Raw genomic sequence first — 24,589 nt, 5'->3', positions numbered from 1 at the left:
GCCGCGGTGAAGCACACCGCGGCCGCGTGGCCTGTCAGCATGGTGGTTGATAGGGAACGTCCTGGGCGTACTTGGTCCACTCCGACTCGGTGATGCGGTCTCCCGTGGTGCCGCACACGGTGTCGATGACCTTGTCCACCTCGGTGTCGACCAGGTAGATGTCGCCGGGGGCGCTGGTGAGGACATCGCCACGGGGGTGGAAGGCCACGTGCCAGTTGGCCGACCCGCCGGTGTCCAGGACCGCTTTCACCTGAGGGCGGGATCGGTCGCCGGCGTCCCAGAGCCAGACCTGGCCCGCGCCTGTTCCGGCGGCCAGCGTCCGGCCGTCCGGGTGGAACGCGAGCCCGTGGATCCGACCGTCCGGTCCGGTGATCGGTTCACCGGTCCGGATCGGACGGTCGTGGCCCACATCCCAGAGCTGGACGGTTCCATCGGCGGTTCCGGCAGCGAGCGTGGTCCCGCTGAACGCGACCGAGTACACATCGGTCCGGGACACCACCAGGGGATCGCCCACGAGCTTCGGCCGATCCGGATCGCGCATGTCCCACAGTGGCACCTGGCCGTGCGCGGTGGCCGCCGCGAGCAGCTTGCCGTCCGGGCTGAACGCCACCATGAAGATGATGCCCAGTTTGGGCTCCAGTGTCGGCAGCGGCTTGGCGTGAGCCGGGTCCGCGATGTCCCACAGCCGCACCGTCTCGTCGTCGCCCGCCGCGGCCAGCACTGTCCCACTAGGACTGAACTGCACCTGCTCGATGAACCCGGTCGCCCCGGTCAATGGTGGACCCACCGGCTTGGGATCGCGCGGGTCGCCGATGTCCCACAGCAGTACCGCGTTCCCGCTGCGCGTTCCCGCCGCCAGCAGCCTGCCGTCCGGGCTGATCGCGACATTGCCGCCGATACGGTCGAAGGGTTCCGGCGCACGCAAGACCGCGGGCAGTTGCGTGGGCCGACCCGGGTCCGTGGTGTCCCACAGCCGGATGTCGCCGGCGGACGTGGCCATGAGACCGCCGTCGGATCGGAAGGCGACGGTGGTGGTCGGGTGTTCGGTGGTCGCGAGCACCGGGCCGGGCAGCGTCCACAACCGGGCGACACCGTCGGCCGCGTTGGTCACCAGCCGCCGGTCGCCGTGCCGGAAGGCGACCGTGGTGACCGGATCCGGGTGCGGCAGCGTCGACACCACGGTCCGCTTCGACATGTCCCAGATGCGGACCACGCTGTCCGCGCCCCCGGCCGCGATCGTGCGGTCGTCGGCGCTGAAGGCCAGGGCGTTCACCCAGGCACTGGCCTGCCCGACCATGGGTTTCCCGGCGGTAGGCCGGGCCGGGTCGCGTACGTCCCACAGCTGGACCGCGCCGTCGTTGCTGCCCGCGGCCAGCAGCGTGCCGTCGTGGTTGAACGTGACCGCGTTGACCCGGCTCGCGCCGACCAGCGGCTCGCCGACCGGCACCGCACGCCCCGTGGAGACATCCCACAGCCGCACCGCGCCCGCCGAATCACCGGCCGCCAGCATCCCGCCGCCCGGTGCGAACGCCACGGCGTTGACGCTCTTCGCCGGCCCCTCGGCGACGCCGATCGCCACCGGGCGCTCGGCGACGCCGACGTTCCACAGGTGGACCTTGTTGTCCCTGGAGCCCGCGGCCAGCAGAACGCCGTCCGCGCTGAATTCCAGTGCTTGCACCGCGTCGGCGGGTCCGGTGAGCGGCAGGCCGATCGGCACCGGATGCTCCCGATCTCGCAGCGACCACAGCGAAACGACCTTGTCCGCTCCCGCCGTGGCCAAGATCTGGCCGTCCGGGCTGAACGCCGCCGCGTACACCATGCCGGTTGTGGGCAGCGCCGGGCCGACCCGGCGCGGTCCCGCGTGGTCGGTCGTGGCCCACAGCAGGATTTCGTGGTCGGTCTCCATGGCGCCCGCACCGGCGAGCAGCGTGCCGTCCTTGGACACGGCGAGCGCCTGCCGCGCGCGGCTCGGCCGCACGATCCGGGTCACCTCGGGGCTGGTGGAACCCGCCAGCAGGGCCGACCGCGCCTCGGTGGTCGCCGCCACCCGGTAGGCGACTAGCGCGAGCTGGTTGGCCAGCGCCGGGTCGGATTCCCGCAGCCGGGCAGCCGTGACCGCCAGCTGGCGCGACACCGCGATGTCATGCCTGGTATTGGCCTCCGAGCGCTGCCACAGCGAGTACCCGGTCAGCCCCGACGCCACGACCAGCAGCACCACCAGCGCCGCCACCAGCCGCTGCAGCCCGCGGGTCCGGCGGCGGGCGGCGGCCGCGTCGGCGCGTTCGGACTCGACGCAGGCGTCGAGGAACTCGGTTTCGAGTGGGTTGAGATCGGCCTGGTGGGCCTGATCGACGGCCCACTCGCGGGCGATGGCCAGCCTGCCGGTGCGCAGCAGCCCACCGGGGTCGCGGTCACCCTCGTCCCACGCGCGGGCGGCCTCGGTGAGATGCCGGTGGATGCGCAGCCCGGCGCGGTCCGCGTCGAGCCACTCGCCCAGTCGGGGCCACGCGGTGAGCAGTGCCTCGTGGCTGATCTCGACCGCGTCGGCGTAGGCGGTGAGCAGCCTGGCTTCGACGAACCGGTACAGCACGTCCTCGGTGTCGTCGGCGAGTTCGGAGTGCTCGACTCGCCTTCGGGTGTCGGCGACGCCATCGCCGATGTGGACCAGGCGCAGCAGCAGCCTGCGGGCGCGTTCACGGTCGGCGTGGTCGAGCTCGGCGTAGACGGTTTCCGCGGTGCGGGCTACGGCCCCGTCGAGCCCACCCGCCTGTCGATAGGCCTCGGCCGACATCCGCGCGTCGCCGCCGCGGTGTTCCCATGTCGTGAGCAATGCGTGGGACAACAGTGGAAGGGCGCCGGCGTTGTGGGCGCGATCCACGCTCGCCGGACCGATCTCCCGTAGGACGAGGTCGACAAGCGCGTTGTCCACATCGCAGTGAGCCTTGCGCGCGGGTTCGATCACCGCCCTTCGCAGGTCGGCGGCGCACATCGGGCCGACCACGACCTGGTTGGCCTGCAGGGCTTCGGCGAGCCTCGGGTCGCGCAGCGCGTCCGGGTAGAAGTCGGCGCGCAGGCCGATCACCACGGTCGCGCGCAGCGCGAACACGGCGTCGAGGAACCGCGAGCGCTCCGACTCGTCGGCGCAGGAGGTGAAGACTTCCTCGAACTGGTCGATCACCACGACCGAGCCAGGCGAGTCGGGTAGGCGGCTCATCGGATGGGCGCCCGGCGTGCACAAGGACCACGTTGTTCCCCGGCTGGTCAGTTCGGCGAGCACCCCGGCGCGCAGCGCGGACGACTTGCCGGAGCCGGACGGCCCGACGACCACGACCGGTGTGCGCGCTTGGTCCAGTCGAGCCAGCAGGTGTTCGGTGAGTTCTTCGCGGCCGAAGAACCAGCCCGCGTGCTCGACCTGGAAGGCCTCCAGCCCCCGGTACGGGGTCGCGCCGTCCAACGCCCGCCGCACCGGCAACCGGCGAACCCTTGTCAGGGCTGACAGCCACAGCTCCCGCTCGGCGGCATCCAGGACGCCGCACTCCGCCAGCACGCTCTCGAACGCGTCGACCTGTGCGGGCTGCGGCAGGCTCGCTCCCCGGAACCAGCCGCCAAGGGTGCCGAACGGAACGTTCGCGGCCTTGCCCAGATCACGCAGACTCCGGCGGGCCAGATGCCGCAATGTGGTCAGCTCACGGGCCAAATCGTCTCTGGTCGAGACCTCCGTCGGGTCCGGTTTGGCCGACAGGTGTGGAGAATTTTCCGCGCGCGAACCCACCATTGCTACCCCCCAGCGCATGGCCGACGTCCGTCGGCGCGCTGGAGCATAATGCTTCGCTCGCGGCTACGACGGCGGCGTGGCCACGGTGCGCACACCGTGGCCACGCCGCTGGTCATTCTTGGATCCGGGTGAACCTCGTCCCGCTAGTAGGTCGATCCGCACGTGTAGTCGTCATTGGGCATTCCCGGCACGAAGGCCATCGCGTCGAAGGCGATGTTCACGGTGCCGCTGGGCACGGCGTAATCGGTCTCCATGTTGTTCAGCAGCACCCTGACACCCCGACTCAGGTCGTAGTTGCCGATCGAGACCCACTTGTCCGAGCCGAGGGCACCCGGGACCGGGCTGGTGTCCTGGTCGATCTGGCAGGGCTTGCCGTCGTTCTTGTACGGGAACAGCTGTTTGTTGGCCTCGTTCAGCACCACGTACTCCGCGTGGTCGGTCTCGCCGCCATGGCTCGGCAGGTGGACCCAGATGTGGTACGGGTATGCGCCGGTGTCGCCTGGGTAGATGTCCAGGTCCGGGGCCCATGCCGCGGTGATCTTGTTCCGGGCGCTGGTCCCATTGAGGGTGTCCGGCCGGTAGGTGTGGGTGAACCACATGTGCCCGTTGTAGCCCGCGCCCGCCTGGTGCAGGTCGACCTGCGCGTACCGCGCCAGCGGATCATCGCCCGACGGATCGCCGAGCCGGAGGGTGAACTTGCCACCAGAGGCGGGCACAACACAGCCCAGGGCGTACTGCGACGTGTCGTTCAGGTTGAACACGATCCTGGACTTGGGAACGGACAGTTCCGGGAAGGTCGAGCAGTTCCGCGGATAGATCCGTTTCACCCCCGGCTCCGGAGTGCCCGCGGCGTAGGTCAACCTCTCCTTGGCGCACTGACCGCCGGGGCAGTCGGCGAAGCCGACCTGGCCGTGCCACCAGCAGGACTTGTTGAAGGCGGCGCACGGGCTTTGCTGTTGCGCCTTGGGTAGCGGCTTGTTCATGTCCACTACCGCCGGGTCGCAGTTGTTCCGGGCGTCGCAGAAGGTCTTGGGGGTGGCGAAGGTCAGCACCCCGCTCGCGCTCGCGCCGAAGTTCGGCTTGGCGTAGGCCTCACTGGACGGCATTCCCTTCAACTGTGGGGTCTCCACCCAGCCCATCACTCGTTCCGGGTATGACCATTCGTTCGGCCGTTCGGCGTCGGCGTAGGTGGCCCGCAGGAATGGCTGCCGGTTCGCCGGGTAGCTCGGGTTGGCCGGATTGTTCAGGTAGCCGACCCCGTAGTACCCCTGGTTCTGGGGCGCGCTGGTGCTCGGGTAGTAACCGCTGTTGTAGGCCCAGACCGCCAGCCACCAGTTCTCGATCCAGGTCGGGTCGCCGTTGTTGACATAGCTGCGCCCGGCCGGGTCGGTGTAGAGCTGGTTCCACTTGTCGATCAGGATGTTCATCCCCGCCGCGATGTTGGCCGCGTAGTCGGTGGCGATCGCGATCTGCTGTGGTCGGCTGTAGACGGTCGTCCCGTCGGCCACCCGCATGCCGGTGGTTACCTGGCCGATCCCGTATCCGCAGTCGGTCTGCGAGTAGTTGATGTTCTTCCCGTCGCCGTGGTTGCCGTAGTAGTCGGCCACCAACGGGTTGCCCGTGTCACCCGGCACGACATGCCACGACCCCTGGGAGAGATTCGTCTCCTGGGCGAGGATGCCGAGCATCAACTGCGCGGGCACTGTGCCGCCGCCTGCCAGTGCCTTGCGCGGGAACATCCCCTGGGGGGTGTACGCGTTCTGCCCGGTCTTGAGGTAGTTGGCGGGTCGCTGCACGTTCAGGTTGCCGTGCACCGCTTGGTCGACCGCCCACTCCACCATGTCCGCGCTCGGCTGGAACGCCTGGATCTTGGGGTCGTTGCGGCCGACCGCGCAGGTCGGTGTCGTCAAGTTCGGATCAGTCTCGGCCGCGGCGATGTCCGCACGCTCGATGACGTCCAGCGTCGGCGCGGACTTCGCGTCGACCGTGCCCGCGGAGACCTTTCCGGTTCTGGTCGCGCGCACGGTGACCCGGATCGTGCCCGCGTCGGCGGTGTCCAGAGCGGTCAGCGGCTGGGCGGCCTTGCGTTCGCCTTGCCGCGACAGCACCTCCGTCGCGAGCAGGTGGCCTTGGGCGGACACTCCGCGCACCTGCCGGTCACTGGCCAGCGGAACCAGGCCCGGCGTGCCAGACGACACGTCGCGGGTGTCTCCGACCACCGCGGTCCGCCCGCCGGTAAGGGCGAACACCTGCAGGCGGTCCCACGGTCCCGAGGCGAGTTGGGTCAGGCCGCCGCCCGCGTATCGCCGTACGACCGCCTTGTCGCCGTCCACCGACGCGATGTCGATGCCGTCGCGCGCGGTCGCGTTGACCGCGAAGGTCCGGCCTTGCGGCCGAGCGACCGGGGTCAGCCCACCGTCCGCGCCGATCCGGACCAGGTTGCCGTGGGCCATGCCGTAGTCCCCGTCAGGGGCAGCGGCCGGGGTGGTGAGCTGTGCGTCGACCCGCCGCGTGCTGATCACCTTGGCCGAGGCCGCGTCGACGGCGAGCAGATCGGTGCGCTGGCCGTCCGCGCCGACGCCGCGGGTCAGCAGGACCCGGTCGCCGGGCCCGCAGGCCGGATTGAAGTAGGCGGTCGACAGGCCGCTGACGACGTGCCGGGCTTGGCCGGTTTCGACATCCACCACCGCCGCGATCGCTCCGGCGTTCACCAGCTTCGGCTTGTTCACCGCCATCTTCGGGGCGAACACCGCGACCGCGTACTTCCCGGAGCCGGTGAGGCAGACCTGGCCGAACCAAGAACCTTCCGGCAGGGCGGACGCCTTCAGCGTGGCCAGCTTGTGCCAGCCGAACGCGTCCTTCTCCCGCGCGACGTACACGTGGAATCCGTCGGTGTCCCCGCTTCCGGTGACAAGGACGTCAGCGGACGTGCGCCAGTCCTTGCCCAGCGCGACGTCAGGGCCGCCGATCGCGGCCTGCCCGGCCGGTGCCGGGTCCGGTGCGGCCTTGGCATCGGCGGCCCCGGATCCCATTGTCAGCGCGACCACGACGGCCATTCCGGCGACCGGCAGTCTTGATCTCTTCATGGAAGTTCTCCTTGGCATCAACGCCACCTGGTGCAAACGTTCAGCCCGTCGTATTTGGTCGACTTGTCGATGTCGGGGTCGATCCCGAATGAGGTCGCACAGAACTTCACCGAGTTGTTCCACGAGGCCATCGCGGTCTGCCAGTGGCCGGCTCCGGTAACCACCTTGGTCACCGGGCGCTCGACGCCCCCGTACTCGGGCTGGACAAAGAGGACGATGTAGTGGCGGTCGGCGGCGTTCGTGGTCTGGTACTCACCCCAGACGGCCTTGCACGCGGCCGAGTAGTTGAGGTCGCCGAGCGGCTTGGTTCCCGTGCCGTCGATGACATCGAAACCCGTGATGGCGCGGGCGTCCGCGACGCACCCCATCTCCACCGCGTCCCGGCCTTCACACGTGACCCCACTGCAGTAGACCGGTCCCGCCGCGGCGCCGACCAAGATCTCCGGTGCGGCGGCGCCGGACGTGGTGCTGCCTGACGCGATGGTCGCGCTGGTCGCGGTGAATCCCAACGTGGCCATCACCGACAATCCGGATAAGTTTACCGCGATTCTTCTTCGCATCGATTCCCTCTCGGCGCTAGTCGGCATAGCAGGGGTAGCGGGTATCGCGAGACATCCAACTGACGCCGTTGGCGCCGGTCGCCGCGTAAATCCCGTAGGAAACCCATTCCGGGTGCGACTCCACCAACCTCCAGTCATAGTCCCGCCACACGATCAGATCGCGGTACGCCTCAAAGCGATCACCTTTGTTGAGATGTTTGGCGATGGGGAATCCCGTGCTGTAGCCCGTCCGGAGATTCAGGCCATCGGGGTTGGTGACGATGTAGGTGCAGATGATCTCGCCTGTAGGGTCGGAGATGCTGGCCTGAGCCAGACCCGCGGGCCCAAAGACCGTCACCGCGCCCGCGCCGAAGACCACGGCGACGGCCCCGGCGAAGAACTTTCCCCTCGACTTCGCGGCGAATCGGACCCGCCGCCACACCTTCTTGCGCATATTCCCCAGTGCTCCCTCTCGTCGGTGACCACCGGTCGCGATCACCTGCCCATCAAAGGAGGAGCGGCGAGGGCGAAGCGAGACTTCGACGATCATCCGCACGAACTCGCACAACCTTGGGACACCGCATCGCCGCCGGATGGGCGGCAGACCTGCGAGAACAGCGCGGTGCGCGGATACCGGAACCGGCTGGAACCTTCGCGGGGTGTCCCAGCGCTCACACTGGACGGAGCGCAGTGGCAGCCGTGTCCGACAATGCGCCACTCATGTAGTGGACGGAGTTAGTTCTCGGTTGACCCAGTTGCCCTTTGCGGCGATTCCTTCCAGGATGTGGAGGGCGTGGCCGAAGCCGGAGGCGTCGAGGTTGATCTCGGAGAGCGTGGTTGGATTCTCTTCGCTCGTGGATTTGAAGTCGTTTTGGTCGACGATTCGGAAGCTGTTCGTTGGGCCGTTCATCAGGGTGATATCGAGGGTGTAGGCGAGTTCGCTGGTCTCGTTTACCTGGATCGATGACACGGCATCGAATCGGTAGTTGTTGCGTGCCAGCCCGTCGCGTGAACTGGTGGCGAAGTCGAGTTCGGTGTCGACTTCGCGGACACCGTCCTGGGTGATCAGGAACAGTCGCAGGCTGTAGCGGGAGTACCGCCATGGGCCGCCGGGCACCCGTGCCCGACTGTAGTTGTCGGCGGGAGTCTGGAGGAATGCGTAGGCGATGATGTCGTGCCAGGCGAGGCGGTACCGGCGTAAGACCTCGTCGAGGAAAATTGTCTTGTCGCAGTTCAGCCAGGTTTCCATTTCGCGTTCGGATGGCCGTCGCGAGTCGAGTTTGTCCTTCCATTTCAGGTACGCCTGGCGTCGCTGGGCCAGCAGACGATCGGACTCCGCTTCCTCGTCGGCGAGCCGCCGTTGCTCACTCTTGATCCGCAACCAGCGGGAGTCCAGGTGCCCGACCTATCACTCTGAGTAACGATCGGTTGATCGGTTCGATAGACACTTTCAGGATGACGTGGAGATTGCTCGAACTGTGAGGGGTCTCAAAACGTGCAGGCGGGACTCCGACGGCTTGGGGGTGATCGAGTTGACCGCCGTCGTGACCCGGTTGGCGAACCGGGATGCATTTCTGCGCCGGTCGAATCGGTGGTGGCGCCAACTGCTTCGAATGCCGGTGCCACCGTGGACGCCCCAGAGTTCCAGGCCGGCTGCTCCTCGGGGACGTACACGGGATTTGCATGACCGACGAGGGCTGCGATGGCGGTCGAGGTGTCCGACGTCGAGCGCACCAAAGCAGCCTGGATGGCGACCACTGGGATCGCTACGACCTGTTTTCGGTTGCGTTGGACGTCATTGACCAGGTGGCGCTCGCGATGGGCATTCGCGGCAGGACGGACCTGGGAGGAGACCCTCGACTACGCGGCAGTCCAGGCCGCGCATAGGCTGACCCGGTTGTGGGGTCGGGTGTCTGTGGGGCGGCGGAGTGCGGCGGTGCGTTGCCAGCGGCTTTCGAGTGCGATGCGTGTGATCGGGGCAGGTGGACCCAAATCGACAGGGTGACGCGGCCCGCCGGTGAGACTCACCGGCGGGCCGCGCTGACTGCTAGAACTCGATTTCAGGTGGCCAGGTTGATGCCGCGGTGGCGACCGCATCCGCGATTGCGGAGTGGTAACTTGCGTTGGGCTGGTTGTTGGTCAGGTAGTTCGGTCTGACCGCCCCCTGGTTATTGGGATCACTCACTGCGTTGGTGATATCGACTTTGCCATGTGCGTTGAAGCCTCCGAAGTCGGTGTTGATGTCGGCGTTGACCGCGAGGCGCACGGCCTCTCTTGGGTCGTTGCTGGCCAAGCCGAGCGGGGCGATGGTCGTGAGAAGGACCTTGAGTTCGGAACCATCCGTCCGCTTGTACTTGCGGATTTCATCGGCGAGCGCGGCGATGTCTTGCCTGACCTGGAAGTGGCTCTGCCCGGCGAGGATGTCATTGGCTCCCAGGGAGATCATGACGGTTCGGACGGCCGGGTTGGCCAGCACGGTTTGCTGGATGGTCTTGCTGGAGTTGGCCGCACTGAGGGCGCCGAGCCCAGGTTCTGCGCCGGTGATGGGTCCTCCCTTGTGGAAGACCTTGACCTCGTCAGCGGTGGCGGCGCGTGGAAAGACCCGAACGTCAGAGATCATGCCGTTGAACTGGTTGGCGAGGGTTCCGCCGGTCAGTTTGGTGCCGCCGATGGCGAGGGGACCGGATGCGGCCCACGCGCTGGTGTAGGAAGCGGTACCGAAGTGCGATCCGTCGACGTAGAGGGCGATGGTCTTGGTTTCGGCGTCGTAGGTCGCGGTGAGATGGGTCCAGGTGTTGAGCGCCGCGGCGGTGCCGTCGATCTTGGTGATGGTGGGGTTGGCTTGGTCGGTGTGAGTGGCGACGTACGTCCACTTGCCGGTGTCTTGGCGGTATTGCAGGGCGATGCCGGGGGTGTTGGTCCCGCTCTGGCTGATGACGGTGCGGTAGCTGTTCGTGGTCGTCAGCTTCACCCAGGCCGACAGGGTGTAGCCGCGTCGGGTGTCGATGACGGGGCCGCTGGTGGCCAGGACGCCGGTGGTGAAGGTGGCTGAGCCGCCGCGTTCGGTGCTCCAGGCCACGCTTCCGCCCGTGATGCTGGCGTTGGCGCCGCCCGCGGTGTCGGCTGCTGTGCCACCGCTGGTTTCGTTGAGCCGCCAGCGCCCTGACTCGGATGCTCCGGCAAGGGTGCCGTTGACCAGGCCGCCAGGCAGCGGCGGGTCGACGCGGCCGGGCAGGAGGTCGACCCAGTTCTGCTCGAAGCCAGGAGCATTCGCGCTGAGCTGGTCGCCGAGCACCACGACGGTGCCGTCGACCGACTCTGAGGAGTTGGTGTCGACGCCGACGAGGTAGCGGCTGCCGTTGAGCGCTGTCGTGAAGCCGCTGTCGGAGGTGCTGGTGGTCTGGTTGCCCGCAGCGGACCAGGTTTGGGTACCTGGTGAGTAGTGGGTGGGTGCCAGGGCCACCGCGGTGGGGATGTGCAGGCTGACCATCAGGTTCCCGCTGCCAGAAATCGTGGCCGGGTAGGTGAGTTCGTCGCTGAGCATTTCGCTGCCTGCGGGCAGGGTCACCTGGGTGGATCCGCCGAAGCGGACCTGCGTCGGTGTGGCGAGGGTCGCCGCTCCGGTGCCGGTTTGGGCGGCGATGCTGGCCGCTCCGATGGTAACCGCGGTGCTGGTGTCCGGGTTGGCCACGCGGATGCGGACTTTGGTGCCGGTGACGCTGGGGCGGACCACGGTGCGCAAGGTCTGGTTAGCGAAGCCGGTTCCGCCGGGCGGTGCGATGGCGACGTCCGCGGGCGCAGCCCAAGTGCCCACCCAGCCGGTGTCAGCGGTTCGGGGTGCGATCGCCAACACGTGCAGGGCTGGCTTGCATACCCCCGGCAGCAGGCTGCTCCCGTAATTGGGCAGCGTCACGTTCTTGATCGTCTTGGTGGGGTTCGTGGCCATGAAGACGGAGAACAGCTTCACCGTTGGTGAGGTGAGTTCGGGGTTAACACCGCTGTTGCGGTAGGGCAAGGTGACGGCCGCTCCGGCGGCCGATCCGGTGATCCAGTCGGGAACGGCGGGTACATCGAGACGGTCGACTGTGCCATCGGTGTAGCCGACGGAGCCTCGCGTCACCGGCGTGGCGCCGCAGGTGCTGGCAACGAGCAGTCCTAACGCGCTGGCCTTGACCTGCTGGGCCGCGGAAAGGGGGATGGTCTGGCCCAGGGCGATCACGTTGTCGGTGCCGTCCGCGCGTGGCGCGGGCATGGTGTACTCGGCGCCGTTGACTCGGACCTTCGACTGCGGGGCGAACCCGGCGGCGGCGAGGGTTTGCGCGGAGATGGCCGACTGCGTGGTCAGGTCGATGTTCGCCGCCACGGTGTTGTCCGAGCCGATTCCGTCGTTGTTCATGGCCGCGGTGAAGTCGGTGGTGGTCATGTTGTTGAGGCGGGTGACGGTGAAGAAGTCGACGCCGATCTGGAACTTGTTGTCGGCGTTGGTGTCGACAGTGGTGGCGGTGAGCGTGTAGGTGCCCGCCGATAGGTGCGCTCCGCCGAGCGGGACGAACTTGGTGCCCAGGACGCCCGCGTTGGTGTTGACCGGCGTGGTGTCGGTGTTATTCAAGGGCGCTTTCTCGTCGCCTGCCCTGTTCAGGTCGAATCGGACCTCACCTTGCTGTGGCCCGGTGGTCAGGGCGACGCCGAGAGCGTGGTCGGCTTCGATCGGCACGGTGAAGGTCATCGACAGTGATTTGCCCGCGCTGGTCGCCGGGAAATTGATCTGTCCAGTGTTGGACCACGCTGGCATCGGCCGGAAGGTGATGTGGTCGACGCCGATGATGTAGCGAGCGCCCTGCGTCGCTGGGTTGGTTCCGGTCGATTTCGCGGTAATGGTGTGGGTTCCCGCGGTGAGCCGGACGATTCCAAGGCTGTGTGGTGTGGTGGTGCCGTAGGCGTAGTAGCTGTCGAACTCGGCGCCGACCGGCTGTCCGTCTACGGAGAATCCAACCTTGCCGTAGTGGGGAGACTGGGTCATCTGCATGAGGATCTCGTAGTCGCCGGTGGTCGGGACCGATGTGGACATGGAGAATTCACGTCCCTGGGTGTCGTTCCACAGGACGACTTGGGATCCCCCGGAGAAGGCGCAGCAGGCATAAGTGGTCGGCTGCAACGACTGCCCGCTCGGCACTGAGCGCGTCGTTGCCTCAGCCTCCACTGTGAACGCCGAGCAGCAGTTGGCCTGTGTGGACACTGGTACTGACTGACCTGCGGGCTGGCTCAAGGCGACCTGCGTGCTGTCCTCAGCCTCGTACTCGGTGAGCCCGCGCAGGATGATCACGTCGACCCCGGTGATGTACCGGTAGCCTTGGCTGGCCGGGTTGGTGCCAGTGACCGTGATTGTGAAGTCATGGGCCCCGGCGGTGAGCCGCACGCGACCGAGGTTGTGCGCTGCCGTGGGCAGTACTTGTGAGGAGTACGCGTCGAATTCGGTCCCCACGGATTGTCCGTCGATCTTGAACGCTACGCGCCCATAGTGGGAAGACTTGGTCATCTGGAAGGCGACTTCGTAGTCGGTGGTCGCCGCCACGTTCGTCCGCATGGTGAACGACTGGCCGACGGCGGTTCCCCACAGGACGGCCTGGCTGCCACCGGAGAAGTCGCAGCAGGCGTACGTGCCGGGCTGAACGCTCTGCCCGGATGGAGCGCTCAGTGCGGTGGACTCGGCTTCGATGCGCTGGTACGCGCCTCCCGAGGAGGGGCCGACGTAGATGGTGTATGCGGTCTCGGGGGACAGTTTGTGGGCGGCGTCGAAGCTGCGGACGTACAGCGTGTGGCGGCCTGGGGCGAGTCCTTGCGGGAGCGGGAGGACACCGTTGCCGTTGTTGTTGGACACCCAGCCCTGGGCGCCGGTGGAGCCGAAGGTGCGGTTGTAGAAGCAGTCCGTGGCGCTGGGTACGACCTGACTGCCCGACCCCGTGAAGGAGTAGGTGAACCCGGCGATGTGCTCACCGCCGTTTGCGTTGAACGTGATCGCCCCTGGCACGTCTGTAGGTGCGCCCCAGTAGTTATTCGGGTAGTCGAATGAGTTCACTGTCGGTGCTTGACGGATCGGCTTGGACAGAGTTGTGAAGTGGTACCACGGGCTGTAGCCGGCGTTGAGGTTCTGCGTGCTGCCGGGGTTGTTGTCGACGTAGACCCGGAACTTCCAGTTGTCGTTGCCCAAATCGTCGGGTTCGGGCCAGCTGCCGCGGGTGCCTGAGGCGATGCGGACGCCGCCGCCTCCGCTGGCCTGGCGGGAGTCGTCAGCCGCCCACACGTGGAACCACAACGCCGGGTTCAGTGGTGGATTGTTGTTGTCGGTTGCGATGGCCGACAGAGTCGGTTTGGCGTCCGGGGTGACGACCTTGCCGTCGCACTTGATCTCGTTGGACACTGCGAGGTCGGTGGCCGGGTTGGGCGGGAAGCTGAAGTCGACCTCGAATAGCGGGTCGTTGAGGAACTTCTTCCACTGCATTCGATCGTTCTCGTTCTGCGCGAGCAGACCGAAGCCGACGGTGCCCCACCCGAAGTTCGCCGCTCGCTGCGCGGTGTACTTGACGTCGAACATGACGTCGCTTGAGGGGCAAGGGCCGCCCGCGTTGGAGTACCGGGTGTCCACGCCGACGCTCGCGGGTCCCGGCCAGCGGGTGTTCGCGTCGATGAGCCCGGATTCCCAGATGACGGTGGGCTGACCGCCTTGACAGTTGTGGTCGGCACTCCAGATCTGGTGGACGAAGAAGTTCGCCCGCCATACGGTGGCGGTCTTGCCGTTGCGGGGCAGCAGTGGGCTGGAGTCCAGGTTGAAGTAGGAGCGGGCCCGCCACGCGGGTGATCCACAGCCGATCCAGCCCGAGCAGTAGCCGACCTGGGCGTGCTGGTTCGGGTCGTCGTAGTAGTGCCAGCCGTTGTCGGTGACGTTGGTCCAGTGCTGTTTGCGCACCGACAGCGACGGGTCCAAGTAGACCGGGTAGACCACGTCGGCGCCGGTGAGCCTGGCCTGGTCCACTCGCAGTGTCAGGTCGGTAATTGTGGTCGTGCCGCCGTCGCTGACTGCGTCGGCGGACACGGCCAGCGACGAGACCCGCCCGCTGCCGCGTTCGGTCGCGGTCGGAGTGGGTCCGACCTGGGCATCGACTCGCGAGTCCCACATGACCGCTCGCGGGCCGCGGAACACCTCCGCACCAGCCGCGTCAGTGGCGCTCAAGCGCCCATCCGCCAGCGTGGTCACCTTGACGCCGGTGCCGGTGGCACGCAGCGTGACTGAGCGCAGCGCCGGGTTCGACGCGGCTGCGGCGTCCTTGACGATCAACACCTGCGAGTAGCTGTCGGCGTTGGCCGCGACCTGCAGGTCGGCCCCTGGAAAGACCTCGGGGTAGGTCGCGGTGTTCCCAGTGACAACCGGCTTGGGCAGCGGTGTCGACCACGAGAACGCGACAGCCTTGTCACCATTGCGGACTGTGATCAGCGGCTGGTTACCGCCTCCGGAAAACGACACCGCCTGTGCGCTCGCGGTGGGCGTGAGCGAGCCGTCGGGGTTGGCCCGCAGCGTCGTGTCGACCGCGTGCCACGCGCCGCTCTTCTTCACCCGCACCGGCTTGGCGTGGGACTTGAGGGTGAATGTGCCGGTCGGGTTGGCCAGCACCTGCTGGGTCTCGGTGGTCTGAGAAGGGATCTCCACCGGCTTGCCGGTTTCTTTGGCCGCCCGCAGCGCATCGGTCTCGGTGACCACTGGGCCGCCAGTCGCAGGCTGCGCGGACGCCGACGTCGCGGCCCCTACCGCGACTAGCCCGGCGGTCAGCGTCAGCACCGAGACCCCGGTGACGAGCGTGCGCACGTGTATTTGGGTCGCCGTGCCGAGGGCGCGCGACAACAATCCCCTACGTTTCATGATCACCCCAGTGTCCCCTGCTGCGGTCGTCGCAGACGTGGCCGCACGGTAGCGGCAGGTTCGTACCAGCGCTAGATGCGCTGAGGCGAATACAGATCACACTGATTCGCCCGTAACGCGCTCACCCGATCGGCGGGTATTTCGGTACGAGGCGCGACGAACTACAGTTGCCGCCGCGGAGGCCGCGGTGCCTCCTGGAACTGGGGTGTGGGGGATATGCCTGAGATTGTGCTGCCCGCTGCTGCCGTGCGTCCGCGCTGGCGACTGCGACTGTGGGTGATCGTCGTGGTCTTGGCGCTGGCGGCCACCACCGTCACCGCGCTGTCGCTGCCGTCATCGCCGGAGCCCGAGCTGGCCCGCAGTGCCCCCGTGGACAAGCTGATCCCCCATGACGACGTCCACCCCAACCCGGTGCCACTGGCACACCGGGAACCGTCGGGCATTCGGAAAGAGTCCGCCCTGCCGGGCGGTGGTAGCGCGACCGTTCGGATCACCGCCGCTGGTGAGTCGGCGACGGCACGTGCGAGCGCGCTACCGGTGTCGCTGGCGGCCGTGGAGGAGCGGTCGGCGGGCGAGTACGAGGTGCGGATGCAGGAACCCGCCGCTGCCCAGCGTGCGGGCGTGCACGGCGCCCTTCTAGCGGTCACGCCGCGTTCTGAGAACGCGCGATCGGTGAAGGTCACGGTCCACTACGCAGACTTCCGCTACGCCGCGGGCGGCGACTTCGGGGCGCGTCTGCGCCTGGTCCAGCTGCCTGCGTGTGCGATGAGCACCCCGGAAGCCCCCAACTGCCAGGAGCAGCGACCGCTCGAGTACGCCAACGACCCCGGCACGGAGACCGTCACCACTAAGGTCGACTTCACCGACGCCCAACCCATGGTGATGGCAGCGGTCGGTAGCACATCAGGAGCGAACGGCACCTACGAAGCCAGCTCCCTGTCCCCCTCGGGCACCTGGTCAGTCGGTGGGAACACCGGGTCGTTCTCGTGGTCGTACCCGATCTCGATGCCGCCGGTCGCCGCCGGATCGGCCCCGTCGATCAAGCTCAGCTACGACTCATCCAAGGTTGACGGCCTGACTTCGGGAACGAACAACCAGTCATCCTGGATAGGCCAGGGCTGGGAGTATTCGCCCGGCTTCATCGAGCGCACCTACCGCGCGTGCAAGGACGACACCGCGCTGCCCGCGGCCCAGAAGACACCGGACCTGTGTTGGGCGGGCCACCTCCTCACATTGAGCCTCAACGGCAAGTCCACGCAGCTGGTATTCGACGACGCCACACAGACCTGGCGCCCAGCCAGTGACGACGGCGCTCGAGTCGAACAGCTCACCGGCGCGGTGAACGGTGCCCACAACGGTGAGTACTGGAAGATCACCACCACGGACGGCGTCCAGTACTTCTTCGGCCGCAACAGCGGTCCAGGGCACACCAGCCAGGAGACCACTAACTCAGCGTGGACCGTGCCGATCCACGGTGCCAACGGCGGTGCGGTCAAGGCGTGGCGGTGGAACCTGGACTTCATCCGCGACCCCGACAGCAACACCACTGCGTACTACTACGCACCTGAGACGAACTACTACGGTGCCGCCAACGCCACCACCGGCGTGCAGTACGTCCGTGGCGGAACCCTCAAGCGCATCGATTACGGCATGCGGGAGGCCAACGGCTCGATCTACACCGAGACCGTGCCCGGCCAGGTGGTCTTCGAGACCGCCGAGCGCTGCATCCCGTCCGGTTCGATCACCTGCGACCCATCGCAGTTCACCACCGCGAACGCCGCGTACTGGCCCGACACTCCGGTCGACCAGCAGTGTCTCGCAGCCGCGGTCTGCAACAACCACGCGCCCACGTTCTGGTCCACCAAACGACTCACCGCGATCAAAACGCAGTACAACGTAGGCAACGGCCCCATCGTGGTTGACCGCTACCAACTCACCCACAGTGTCCCGGCCGCGATTCCGGCGGTCGTGCTGGACTCGATCGTCCGCACCGGGTACGACGCGACCGGCGCCTCGGTGACCACACCGCCGGTCAGCTTCACCAGCCAAGCACACGACAACCGAGTCGTCGGTTACCACAACGCCGCCGCCATGCCGTTCTGGCGGATGAGCAACATTCGCACCGAGACCGGCTCGGACATCAAGATCACCTACAGTCCCACCGAGTGCACCAGCACCAATGTGCCTGGCGACCCGGCCAACGTGGACAAGCGGTGCTTCCCGGTCTTCCGGTACCTGCCGTACGAGGAAGAACCGATCCTCGACTACTACCACAAGTACGTCGTCATCCGTGTCGAGGTGCAGGACACGGTCTTCAGCGGGACGGTCGCGCAGTCACCGACACAGCGCACCGACTACACCTACCTGGGCGCGCCCGCGTTCCACTTCGACGACAACGAACTGGTCAAACCTCATCACCGCACCTACGGCCAGTTCCGCGGCTACGCGAAGGTCGAGACGCGCACCGGTGTCCTGCCGGAGCGGCAGACGTTGACGCGCAGCACCTACTTCCGCGGCATGCACGACGACACTCTGCCCGGTGGCGGGAAACGGTCGGTCGCGGTAGCCAACTCACTCGGTGAGTCGGTGACCGACACCGATCAGTTCGCGGGCACCCCCTTCGAAACCCAAACATTCGATGGCGACGGCGGTACCCAGATCAGCACCTCGGTCAACAACCCGAGCCTGATCACCACCACCGCCTCGCGGTCACGCGCCGGCCTGCCTGCCCAAACAGCGGCAGTGGTCGCCACCACCCGCTCGCGCGCGGTCACCAACCTCGCCTCCGGCGGCGTGCGCACCACGAGCACGGTTAACCAGGTCGACGATCTGGGCCGCGTCGTCTCGATCACCGAGTCCGCCGACGGACTGCCCGACCTGTGTACGACCAACGCGTTCGCCGAGAATCTCACTTCGTGGATCCGTGATCGGCTCAAGCAGACCACCACGTCGCAGCAGGCGTGCCCGACCGGCGGCACGCCTCAAGCGAACATCCTCAGCGCGTCCAAGACGTACTACGACAACGCCGCCCACGGGGTGGTCACCGGTGCCGGACACGCCACACGGACCGAAACGGCGACGGCGAACAGCTCGGGCACCCTTACCTTCGAGCAGACATCGTCCACCGTCTACGACGGCGCGGGCCGGCCGACGTCGCTGACCAACGCCTTGGGCAAGGTGTCCACGATCGCCTACACCCCCGCCGCAGGCGGGATCCTGTCCCAGATCCGCAACACCAACCCGAAGAACCAGAGCGCCACCGTCCACCTGGAACCCTCGCGCGGATTGACCGTCGCCACCATCGACCTCAGCAGCCGCCGAACCGATGTCGACTACGACGCGCTCGGCAGGCTTACCGCGGTGTGGATGCCCGGCCGCGCCAAGGCGCCCACCACAGACCCGAACGTGCGCTACGAGTACCTCCTTCGTAACGACGGCCACTCGGCGGTGACAACGAAGAAGTTGGTCGACTACAACACCGGCACCAACTACGTCACGTCGATCAAGCTGTTCGACTCGATCGGACAACCCCGGCAGATCCAAACCGACGACGTCTCCGACCCCAACGGTGTGAGCAACCGTGTGGCAGCGACCATGTTCTACGACTCGCACGGCTGGGTCGTCTCGTCCAACAACCGATTCGCCACCACCGGCACACCGAGCACCACACTGGCGTCGGTCCCCGACGCGAGCGTCGATGACCGCACCAGCACCACATACGACGGCACGGGCCGCCCTGTCGCCGTCACCGCCCTGCGTGGCCTGACCGCTGTAACCACCACGAACACCGTCCACGGTGGTGACCGCATCACCACCATCCCGCCGCAGGGCGGCGTGACCACGACCGCGGTCACGGACGCTCGCGGCCGCAACACCGCACTGCTGCACTACACCGCCGCCCCAACCGTGAACGGCAACTCCGTCACCGGCGGAGCAGCCCAAACCACCGGCTACCATTTCTCCGCGCTCGGGTGGCTGGAGAAGATGACCGACCATGCGGGCAACGAATGGCGCTACGAGTACGACTTCCTCGGCCGCCAAACCGCACGCGTCGACCCCGACGCAGGACGCACCACCACCGCTTATGACCTCGGTGGCCGCATCACCAGCACCACCGACGGCCGCGGCCAGGCCCTGTCCTTCACCTACGACGACCTCGACCGCAAGACCGTCGAGTACTCCGGGATCGACCTCGCGACCCGGGTCAAGCTCGCCTCCTGGAACTACGACACAGCGCAATACGGCGTCGGCAAGCTCGCCTACAGCACCCGACACACCCCCACCGGCGACTACAGGGTCGGCGTCACTGGATACAACCCCGCAGGCCTGCCATGGGACCAGGTGATCGGCGTACCAACGAGCGAAACCGGCCTCAGTGGCAACCACAAGACGACGTTCGCCTTCACCAGCACCGGCCTACCCAGGCGAATCACCCCGCCCACCAAGGGCGGTCTGCTTGGCGAGGACCTCAACACCACCTACGACCGCCACGGCAACCCTCGCACCATGACGAGCCCGAGTTGGGACTACGTCTCTGGCAGCACCGTCAATGCGTTCAGTGAGCCCGTCGCCCTGGAACTCGCCGGAGGCGGTTACGGCGGAACGCTGAGCATTGAGCGCGATTCGCACACCCATCGGCTTACCCGCTCCACCCTCAGCTCCAGGGGAGCCTGGCCACAGGTCGACGACCTCGCCTACACCTTCGACCCGTTCGGCAACGTCAAGCGGATCGTCAACGTTCAGGGTCACCCGCAGAACAACGCTCCGGTCCGTACCCAGTGTTTCGACTACGACGCCTTGGCGCGCCTGTCCAAAGCCTGGACGGCGACCGACAACTGTGCCGCCGCTGCCGGCGCGACCACGGTGGGTGGGCCAACTCCGTATTGGCGTTCGTGGGAGTTCGACGCTCTCGGTTTGCGGACCCGCGAGGTCCAGCATGCGTTGCCTGGTTCGCCGGGTGGGGACACCAGCACGATGTACACGTACCCGGCGCCGGGTGGTGTCCGCCCGCATGCGGTGTCGGCGACCTCCACTGCTACGCCCGGGGGCACCACGGGCACCAGCTACACCTACGACGCCGCGGGCAACACGCTGACCCGTGTGCTGCCCGCGGGTAGCCAGACGTTGACGTGGAATGAGAACAACCGTCTCGCCAAGATCGCCACACCCGCGGGTGACACCACCTACGTCTACGACGCCGACGGCAACCAGCTGATTCGTCGCGAACCGGGTACGACGACTCTCTATCTGCCTGGTCAGGAATGGGCTCGTAACACATCGACAGGGGCGATCACCGGTACGCGCTACTACAGCCACGCGGGTCAGGTCATCGCGATGCGGGTGGCCGGCGGAAACGTCCAATACCTGCACGCCGACCACCACGGCACCGCGCAGGTCGCGATGAATGCGGTCGGGTTCGCGGTGACTCGTCGTGAGCTCGATCCGTATGGCAATGCGCTGGGTGCGGCGCAGGGCGGGCCCTGGCCAGACAACCACGGGTTCTTGGGCAAGCCGACGAACCCGACGACCGGGTTATCCGATATAGGCGCCCGCAAGTACGACCCCACGCTGGGCCGCTTCATCAGCGTCGACCCGCTGCTGATCCCCGCCGATCCACAGAGTTGGGCCGGTTATACCTACGCCAACAACAATCCCACCACCGCATCGGACCCCACGGGCCTTTTCTGCGACGGCTGCGAGTCCAGGGGGAGCGGCGACAACCACGGCGTGGGTTGCTCGATGGACACTAGCGGCGGATGTGACTCCCAGGAAGACGTGCAGTATCAGCACCAGGTTGAGACCGGGACCGGAGACGGTCTCAACCAGCCGGTTATCCACGGGCATCGGTTGCCCACCCGCCAGGATATGCAACGGGGAGTCCCGGGCCGGCCGACCATGATGAAACCGGGTGAAACCTACGAACAGGCGATCGTCCATTGGGCCACCTACTTCTGCAACAGCGGAAAAGCGGCACCCGGATTTTGTGAGTGGTCCTACACAATTGGCAACCGGCCTGCGAACGAATGGGACGCCTTACTGCTCGGCCTGAACCTACTGCCACTGGGCAAGGGCGCTAACCTCGCCATCAGCCAGGCCGTCCGCGCTGGTGTCCGGAGCGTCGGAACCGCAGTCCGCAACGGAATCCGTCGCGCCTTGCACAATGTCAACAAGGTCCGTGGCACACAGAACTGTTCGTCTTGTGTCGTTGCTGGTGACGCGACATTGGCCGGGCATCCTGCTTCAGCGATCAAGCTGGACCCCGACGTACCCATTCCGTACGGGATGGACCAGATCGAAGCCCGTGCGGGGTCTCAATGGCGCTGGATGCCTAGTCGGGCTACCATTGAGTACGACCTTATTTCGGCCGGGAACGGCGCCCGTGGCATTGTCTATGGAGCGCGCGCGGACGGAACTGCCCATACGTGGAACGCGGTTGTAAAGAACGGTCGGGTAAAGTTTATTGACTACCAAATAGGTAGAGGTCGAGCGGCTTCCTTTGATGGATACACTGAGTTCGCCTTCATTAGGACAGGATGATGAATCGGATGGTCTTGCAGGACGCCTACGAGATCGCGCAGGGAATTTTGGATTCCCAAGTGCGGCCCGCGCACGGTGTGGATATTGTCATCTGTTCTTGCGTGGAATATCCCACGGCTTGGGTGTTTGGATATAACACCCGTCAATTCTTGGTTGGCAAGGAAATTAGGGCGTCCCTGGTGGGCAACGGGCCAGTGGTGGTGCCGAAGTCTGGAAAGGAGGCGTTCCTCGGATCATCCGGTAGCCCCATAGAACGACAGATCGGACACTTGTGAACCTTGACAGGTTGGAGGAGATCCCGTGGTGTGAGCTAACCGCCGAGGCGTGAACCCTGCCTTCAGATGGCAACAAGTTGGTGTTACGGAGAGGGTGCCACTACGGGCGCAGGTGGAACGACGGGGCGCGCTCGCAGTTCCAGGACTTCCTCAAGGGGCATGGTGTTGATTTTGACCACAAACCGTGTGGATGATGTCGGACGCTGGATTCCGATACTTTACCGTGGCGACGGCGCATGGCTGGGTTCGATGCCGTCCGGAGTGCTTGGTATTGGGATTGAATCCGAAGGCCGAGCAACATTAGTAGATGCTGACTTCGTTCCGATGTGGCCGTTTATGGAGCGGCCATTCGTGGATGTCCTCACAGAGCTGATTTCATGCCGAGAAGCGATCGAGCGAAACGGTGATCTAGCGATCGATGAACTCTTGGAGTCGACAGTTCTTACGGCCTGGCGTTCCGGTCGCAAATATTGGATGGACCTCGCCGCGCGCTGGGTTGAGGAAATGAAAGAGGAATCGCGAATTTCGAAGGATGTAGTGATACGTCTACGGAGCGAGCTCAGGGCGATGTAGGTGAATCGCTCGGCCGGTGCGCGATATGACGGGCAGATGAGGTGGAGGAGATCCCGCAGCGTGGGCTTAACGCCGAGGCATGAACACCTACGACCCGTTCGGCAACGTCAAGCGGATCGTCAACGTTCAGGGTCACCCGCAGAACAACGCTCCGGTCCGTACCCAGTGTTTCGACTACGACGCCTTGGCGCGCCTGTCCAAAGCCTGGACGGCGACCGACAACTGTGCCGCCGCTGCCGGCGCGACCACGGTGGGTGGGCCAACTCCGTATTGGCGTTCGTGGGAGTTCGACGCTCTCGGTTTGCGGACCCGCGAGGTCCAGCATGCGTTGCCTGGTTCGCCGGGTGGGGACACCAGCACGATGTACACGTACCCGGCGCCGGGTGGTGTCCGCCCGCATGCGGTGTCGGCGACCTCCACTGCTACGCCCGGGGGCACCACGGGCACCACCAGCTACACCTACGACGCCGCGGGCAACACGCTGACCCGTGTGCTGCCCGCGGGTAGCCAGACGTGCTGTCCAAACGACCGTGCCGCGCCGGCGACAGCTGCTACATCTCGTACCAGTCCTACTTCCTCAACCCGGCCGACCCGCTCGATCCCCGCAACAACCGGGTCACCGAACATCGTGACGGACGCTCGGCGAACGAGACCGACAACACCTACCTGACGACCTATACCTACGCGACGACCGGGAACCTGCTCAGCACGGCGACCCCCGGCGCCGACGCCGCCACCAAGCGCACGACGTCGTACACCTACACCACCGGCACCGAGGCCGCGGTCGACGGCGGAACCATGCCACCGGGCCTGCACCTGACCGCGACCAAACCCGGCGGCGGCGTGACCAGATTCGCCTACGTCGCCAACGGTGACCTCCGCCAGGTCACCGACCCGGCGGGCATGGTGACCACCTCCACCTACGACGGACTCGGCCGTGCGGTGGAACAGATCGCTGTGTCCGACGCGGTCCCCGCCGGAGCCAAGACCACCTACGTCTACGACGGCATGTCGAGGGTGACCGAGCAGGTCGACCCCGCCGTCACCAACGAGGTCACCGGCGTCGCCCACCAGCAGCGGATCAAGCACACCTACAACCCGTCCGGCACACCCGCGACCTCCGTCGTCGAGGATGTCGCGGGCAACGACCCCGCCCGCACCGTCGGGTTCACCTATGACGCTTTCGGGCGAACCGCGACGGTCACCGATCCCATGGGCGGTGTCACCAGGACCGAGTACGACACGACCGGGGCCCGCTCGAAGCTCGTCGACGCGGGCGGCACCGAATACACCTACACCTACGAACCCTTGCGGCACCTGCCCGCCACCACGACGGTCAAGGGATTCACCGGTGACGGGACCGCGGCCCACGACGTGGTCACCGAGTCCAACGCCTACGACCCGGCCGGTCGGCTGGCCGGCCGCACCGACGCCATGGGCCGCACCATCGAGTTCCGCTACTACGCCGACAACCTGCTCTTCACCGACATCCTCAAGGACTACACCGACCCGATCACCGGCACCAAGCACCCGCAAAGCCTGCGCGACCACTACTACACCGGCGGGTTCCTCTGGCAGACCGAGACCTGGGGCGGTCTGGCCATGCCGATGTCGCCCTCGACCGTGCGGCGGTCGGCGGGCAGCGCGACCGTCGCCGCGCGTTCACCGTCCACAGTGGATACAGCGGAGTAGACGTCGGTGGTGGCGCCGCCGACGTCCACGACGAGCACCGCGCCTTCTTCTTCGTCCCGCGCCAAGACGCCCGCCAGCCTGGACACGCCCGTCAGCACCGCGTCCGGGGTGACGGTCCGCACGAGCGAGCGGAAGCGGGGGCCGCGCGACAGGCCCTTGCCGCCGATCACGTGGCTGAGGAACACCGACCGGATCGCCGC

11 protein-coding genes and 1 pseudogene are annotated in these 24,589 nt (G+C 66.6%); 5 read left to right on the top strand and 7 right to left on the bottom strand.

Going from position 1 to position 24,589, the window contains the following annotated elements; genetic code table 11:
- Positions 1-34 precede the first annotated feature (34 nt).
- The 6 genes from BN1701_RS14940 to BN1701_RS14915 form a co-directional block, all read right to left on the bottom strand.
- The gene (locus BN1701_RS14940) at positions 35-3,772 is read right to left on the bottom strand and encodes a WD40 repeat domain-containing protein (protein WP_157367992.1); all 3,738 of its coding nucleotides are present in this window, start codon (positions 3,770-3,772) and stop codon (positions 35-37) included.
- Positions 3,773-3,918: 146 nt separating this feature from the next.
- A complete protein-coding gene (locus BN1701_RS14935; RefSeq protein WP_054049326.1) occupies positions 3,919-6,861 on the bottom strand; it encodes a hypothetical protein in 2,943 nt (980 codons plus the stop codon).
- Between the two features lie 17 nt (positions 6,862-6,878).
- The gene (locus tag BN1701_RS14930) at positions 6,879-7,379 is read right to left on the bottom strand and encodes a DUF2690 domain-containing protein (RefSeq protein ID WP_054049324.1); all 501 of its coding nucleotides are present in this window, start codon (positions 7,377-7,379) and stop codon (positions 6,879-6,881) included.
- A gap of 58 nt (positions 7,380-7,437) precedes the next feature.
- Complete coding sequence (locus BN1701_RS14925; RefSeq protein WP_157367991.1) at positions 7,438-7,956, bottom strand: hypothetical protein; 519 nt, start codon at positions 7,954-7,956, stop codon at positions 7,438-7,440.
- 162 nt (positions 7,957-8,118) lie between these two features.
- Positions 8,119-8,781, bottom strand: coding sequence for a hypothetical protein (locus tag BN1701_RS14920; RefSeq protein WP_054049321.1), 663 nt, complete (start codon positions 8,779-8,781; stop codon positions 8,119-8,121).
- Between the two features lie 666 nt (positions 8,782-9,447).
- Entirely contained in the window at positions 9,448-15,312 is a 5,865-nt protein-coding gene (locus tag BN1701_RS14915; protein ID WP_157367990.1) for a LamG-like jellyroll fold domain-containing protein, read from the bottom strand.
- A 216-nt stretch (positions 15,313-15,528) separates the two neighbouring features.
- Between BN1701_RS14915 and BN1701_RS14910 the strand changes: the two genes are divergently transcribed.
- From BN1701_RS14910 to BN1701_RS37850, 5 genes and pseudogenes are all read left to right on the top strand, one after another.
- Positions 15,529-21,849, top strand: coding sequence for an RHS repeat-associated core domain-containing protein (locus tag BN1701_RS14910; protein ID WP_082859859.1), 6,321 nt, complete (start codon positions 15,529-15,531; stop codon positions 21,847-21,849).
- Positions 21,850-21,857: 8 nt separating this feature from the next.
- Positions 21,858-22,124, top strand: a complete 267-nt coding sequence (locus tag BN1701_RS34300; RefSeq protein WP_172803256.1) for a YrhB domain-containing protein — start codon at positions 21,858-21,860, stop codon at positions 22,122-22,124.
- A gap of 162 nt (positions 22,125-22,286) precedes the next feature.
- The gene (locus BN1701_RS35570) at positions 22,287-22,697 is read left to right on the top strand and encodes a hypothetical protein (protein ID WP_157367989.1); all 411 of its coding nucleotides are present in this window, start codon (positions 22,287-22,289) and stop codon (positions 22,695-22,697) included.
- A gap of 79 nt (positions 22,698-22,776) precedes the next feature.
- A complete protein-coding gene (locus BN1701_RS38210) occupies positions 22,777-23,367 on the top strand; it encodes a hypothetical protein (RefSeq protein ID WP_157367988.1) in 591 nt (196 codons plus the stop codon).
- Positions 23,368-23,495: 128 nt separating this feature from the next.
- A pseudogene (locus BN1701_RS37850) lies at positions 23,496-23,969 on the top strand (hypothetical protein); the annotation flags it as partial.
- Positions 23,970-24,250: 281 nt separating this feature from the next.
- On the opposite strand, the gene BN1701_RS34295 reads toward BN1701_RS37850, so the two are convergent.
- Complete coding sequence (locus tag BN1701_RS34295) at positions 24,251-24,559, bottom strand: glutamate mutase L (protein ID WP_231949855.1); 309 nt, start codon at positions 24,557-24,559, stop codon at positions 24,251-24,253.
- Positions 24,560-24,589: the final 30 nt, after the last annotated feature.

Source organism: Alloactinosynnema sp. L-07 (assembly GCF_900070365.1).
Classification (GTDB): Bacteria; Actinomycetota; Actinomycetes; order Mycobacteriales; family Pseudonocardiaceae; genus Actinokineospora.
Note: the sequence above shows the minus strand (reverse complement) of the source record. Positions and strands in the feature narration are given on the sequence as shown.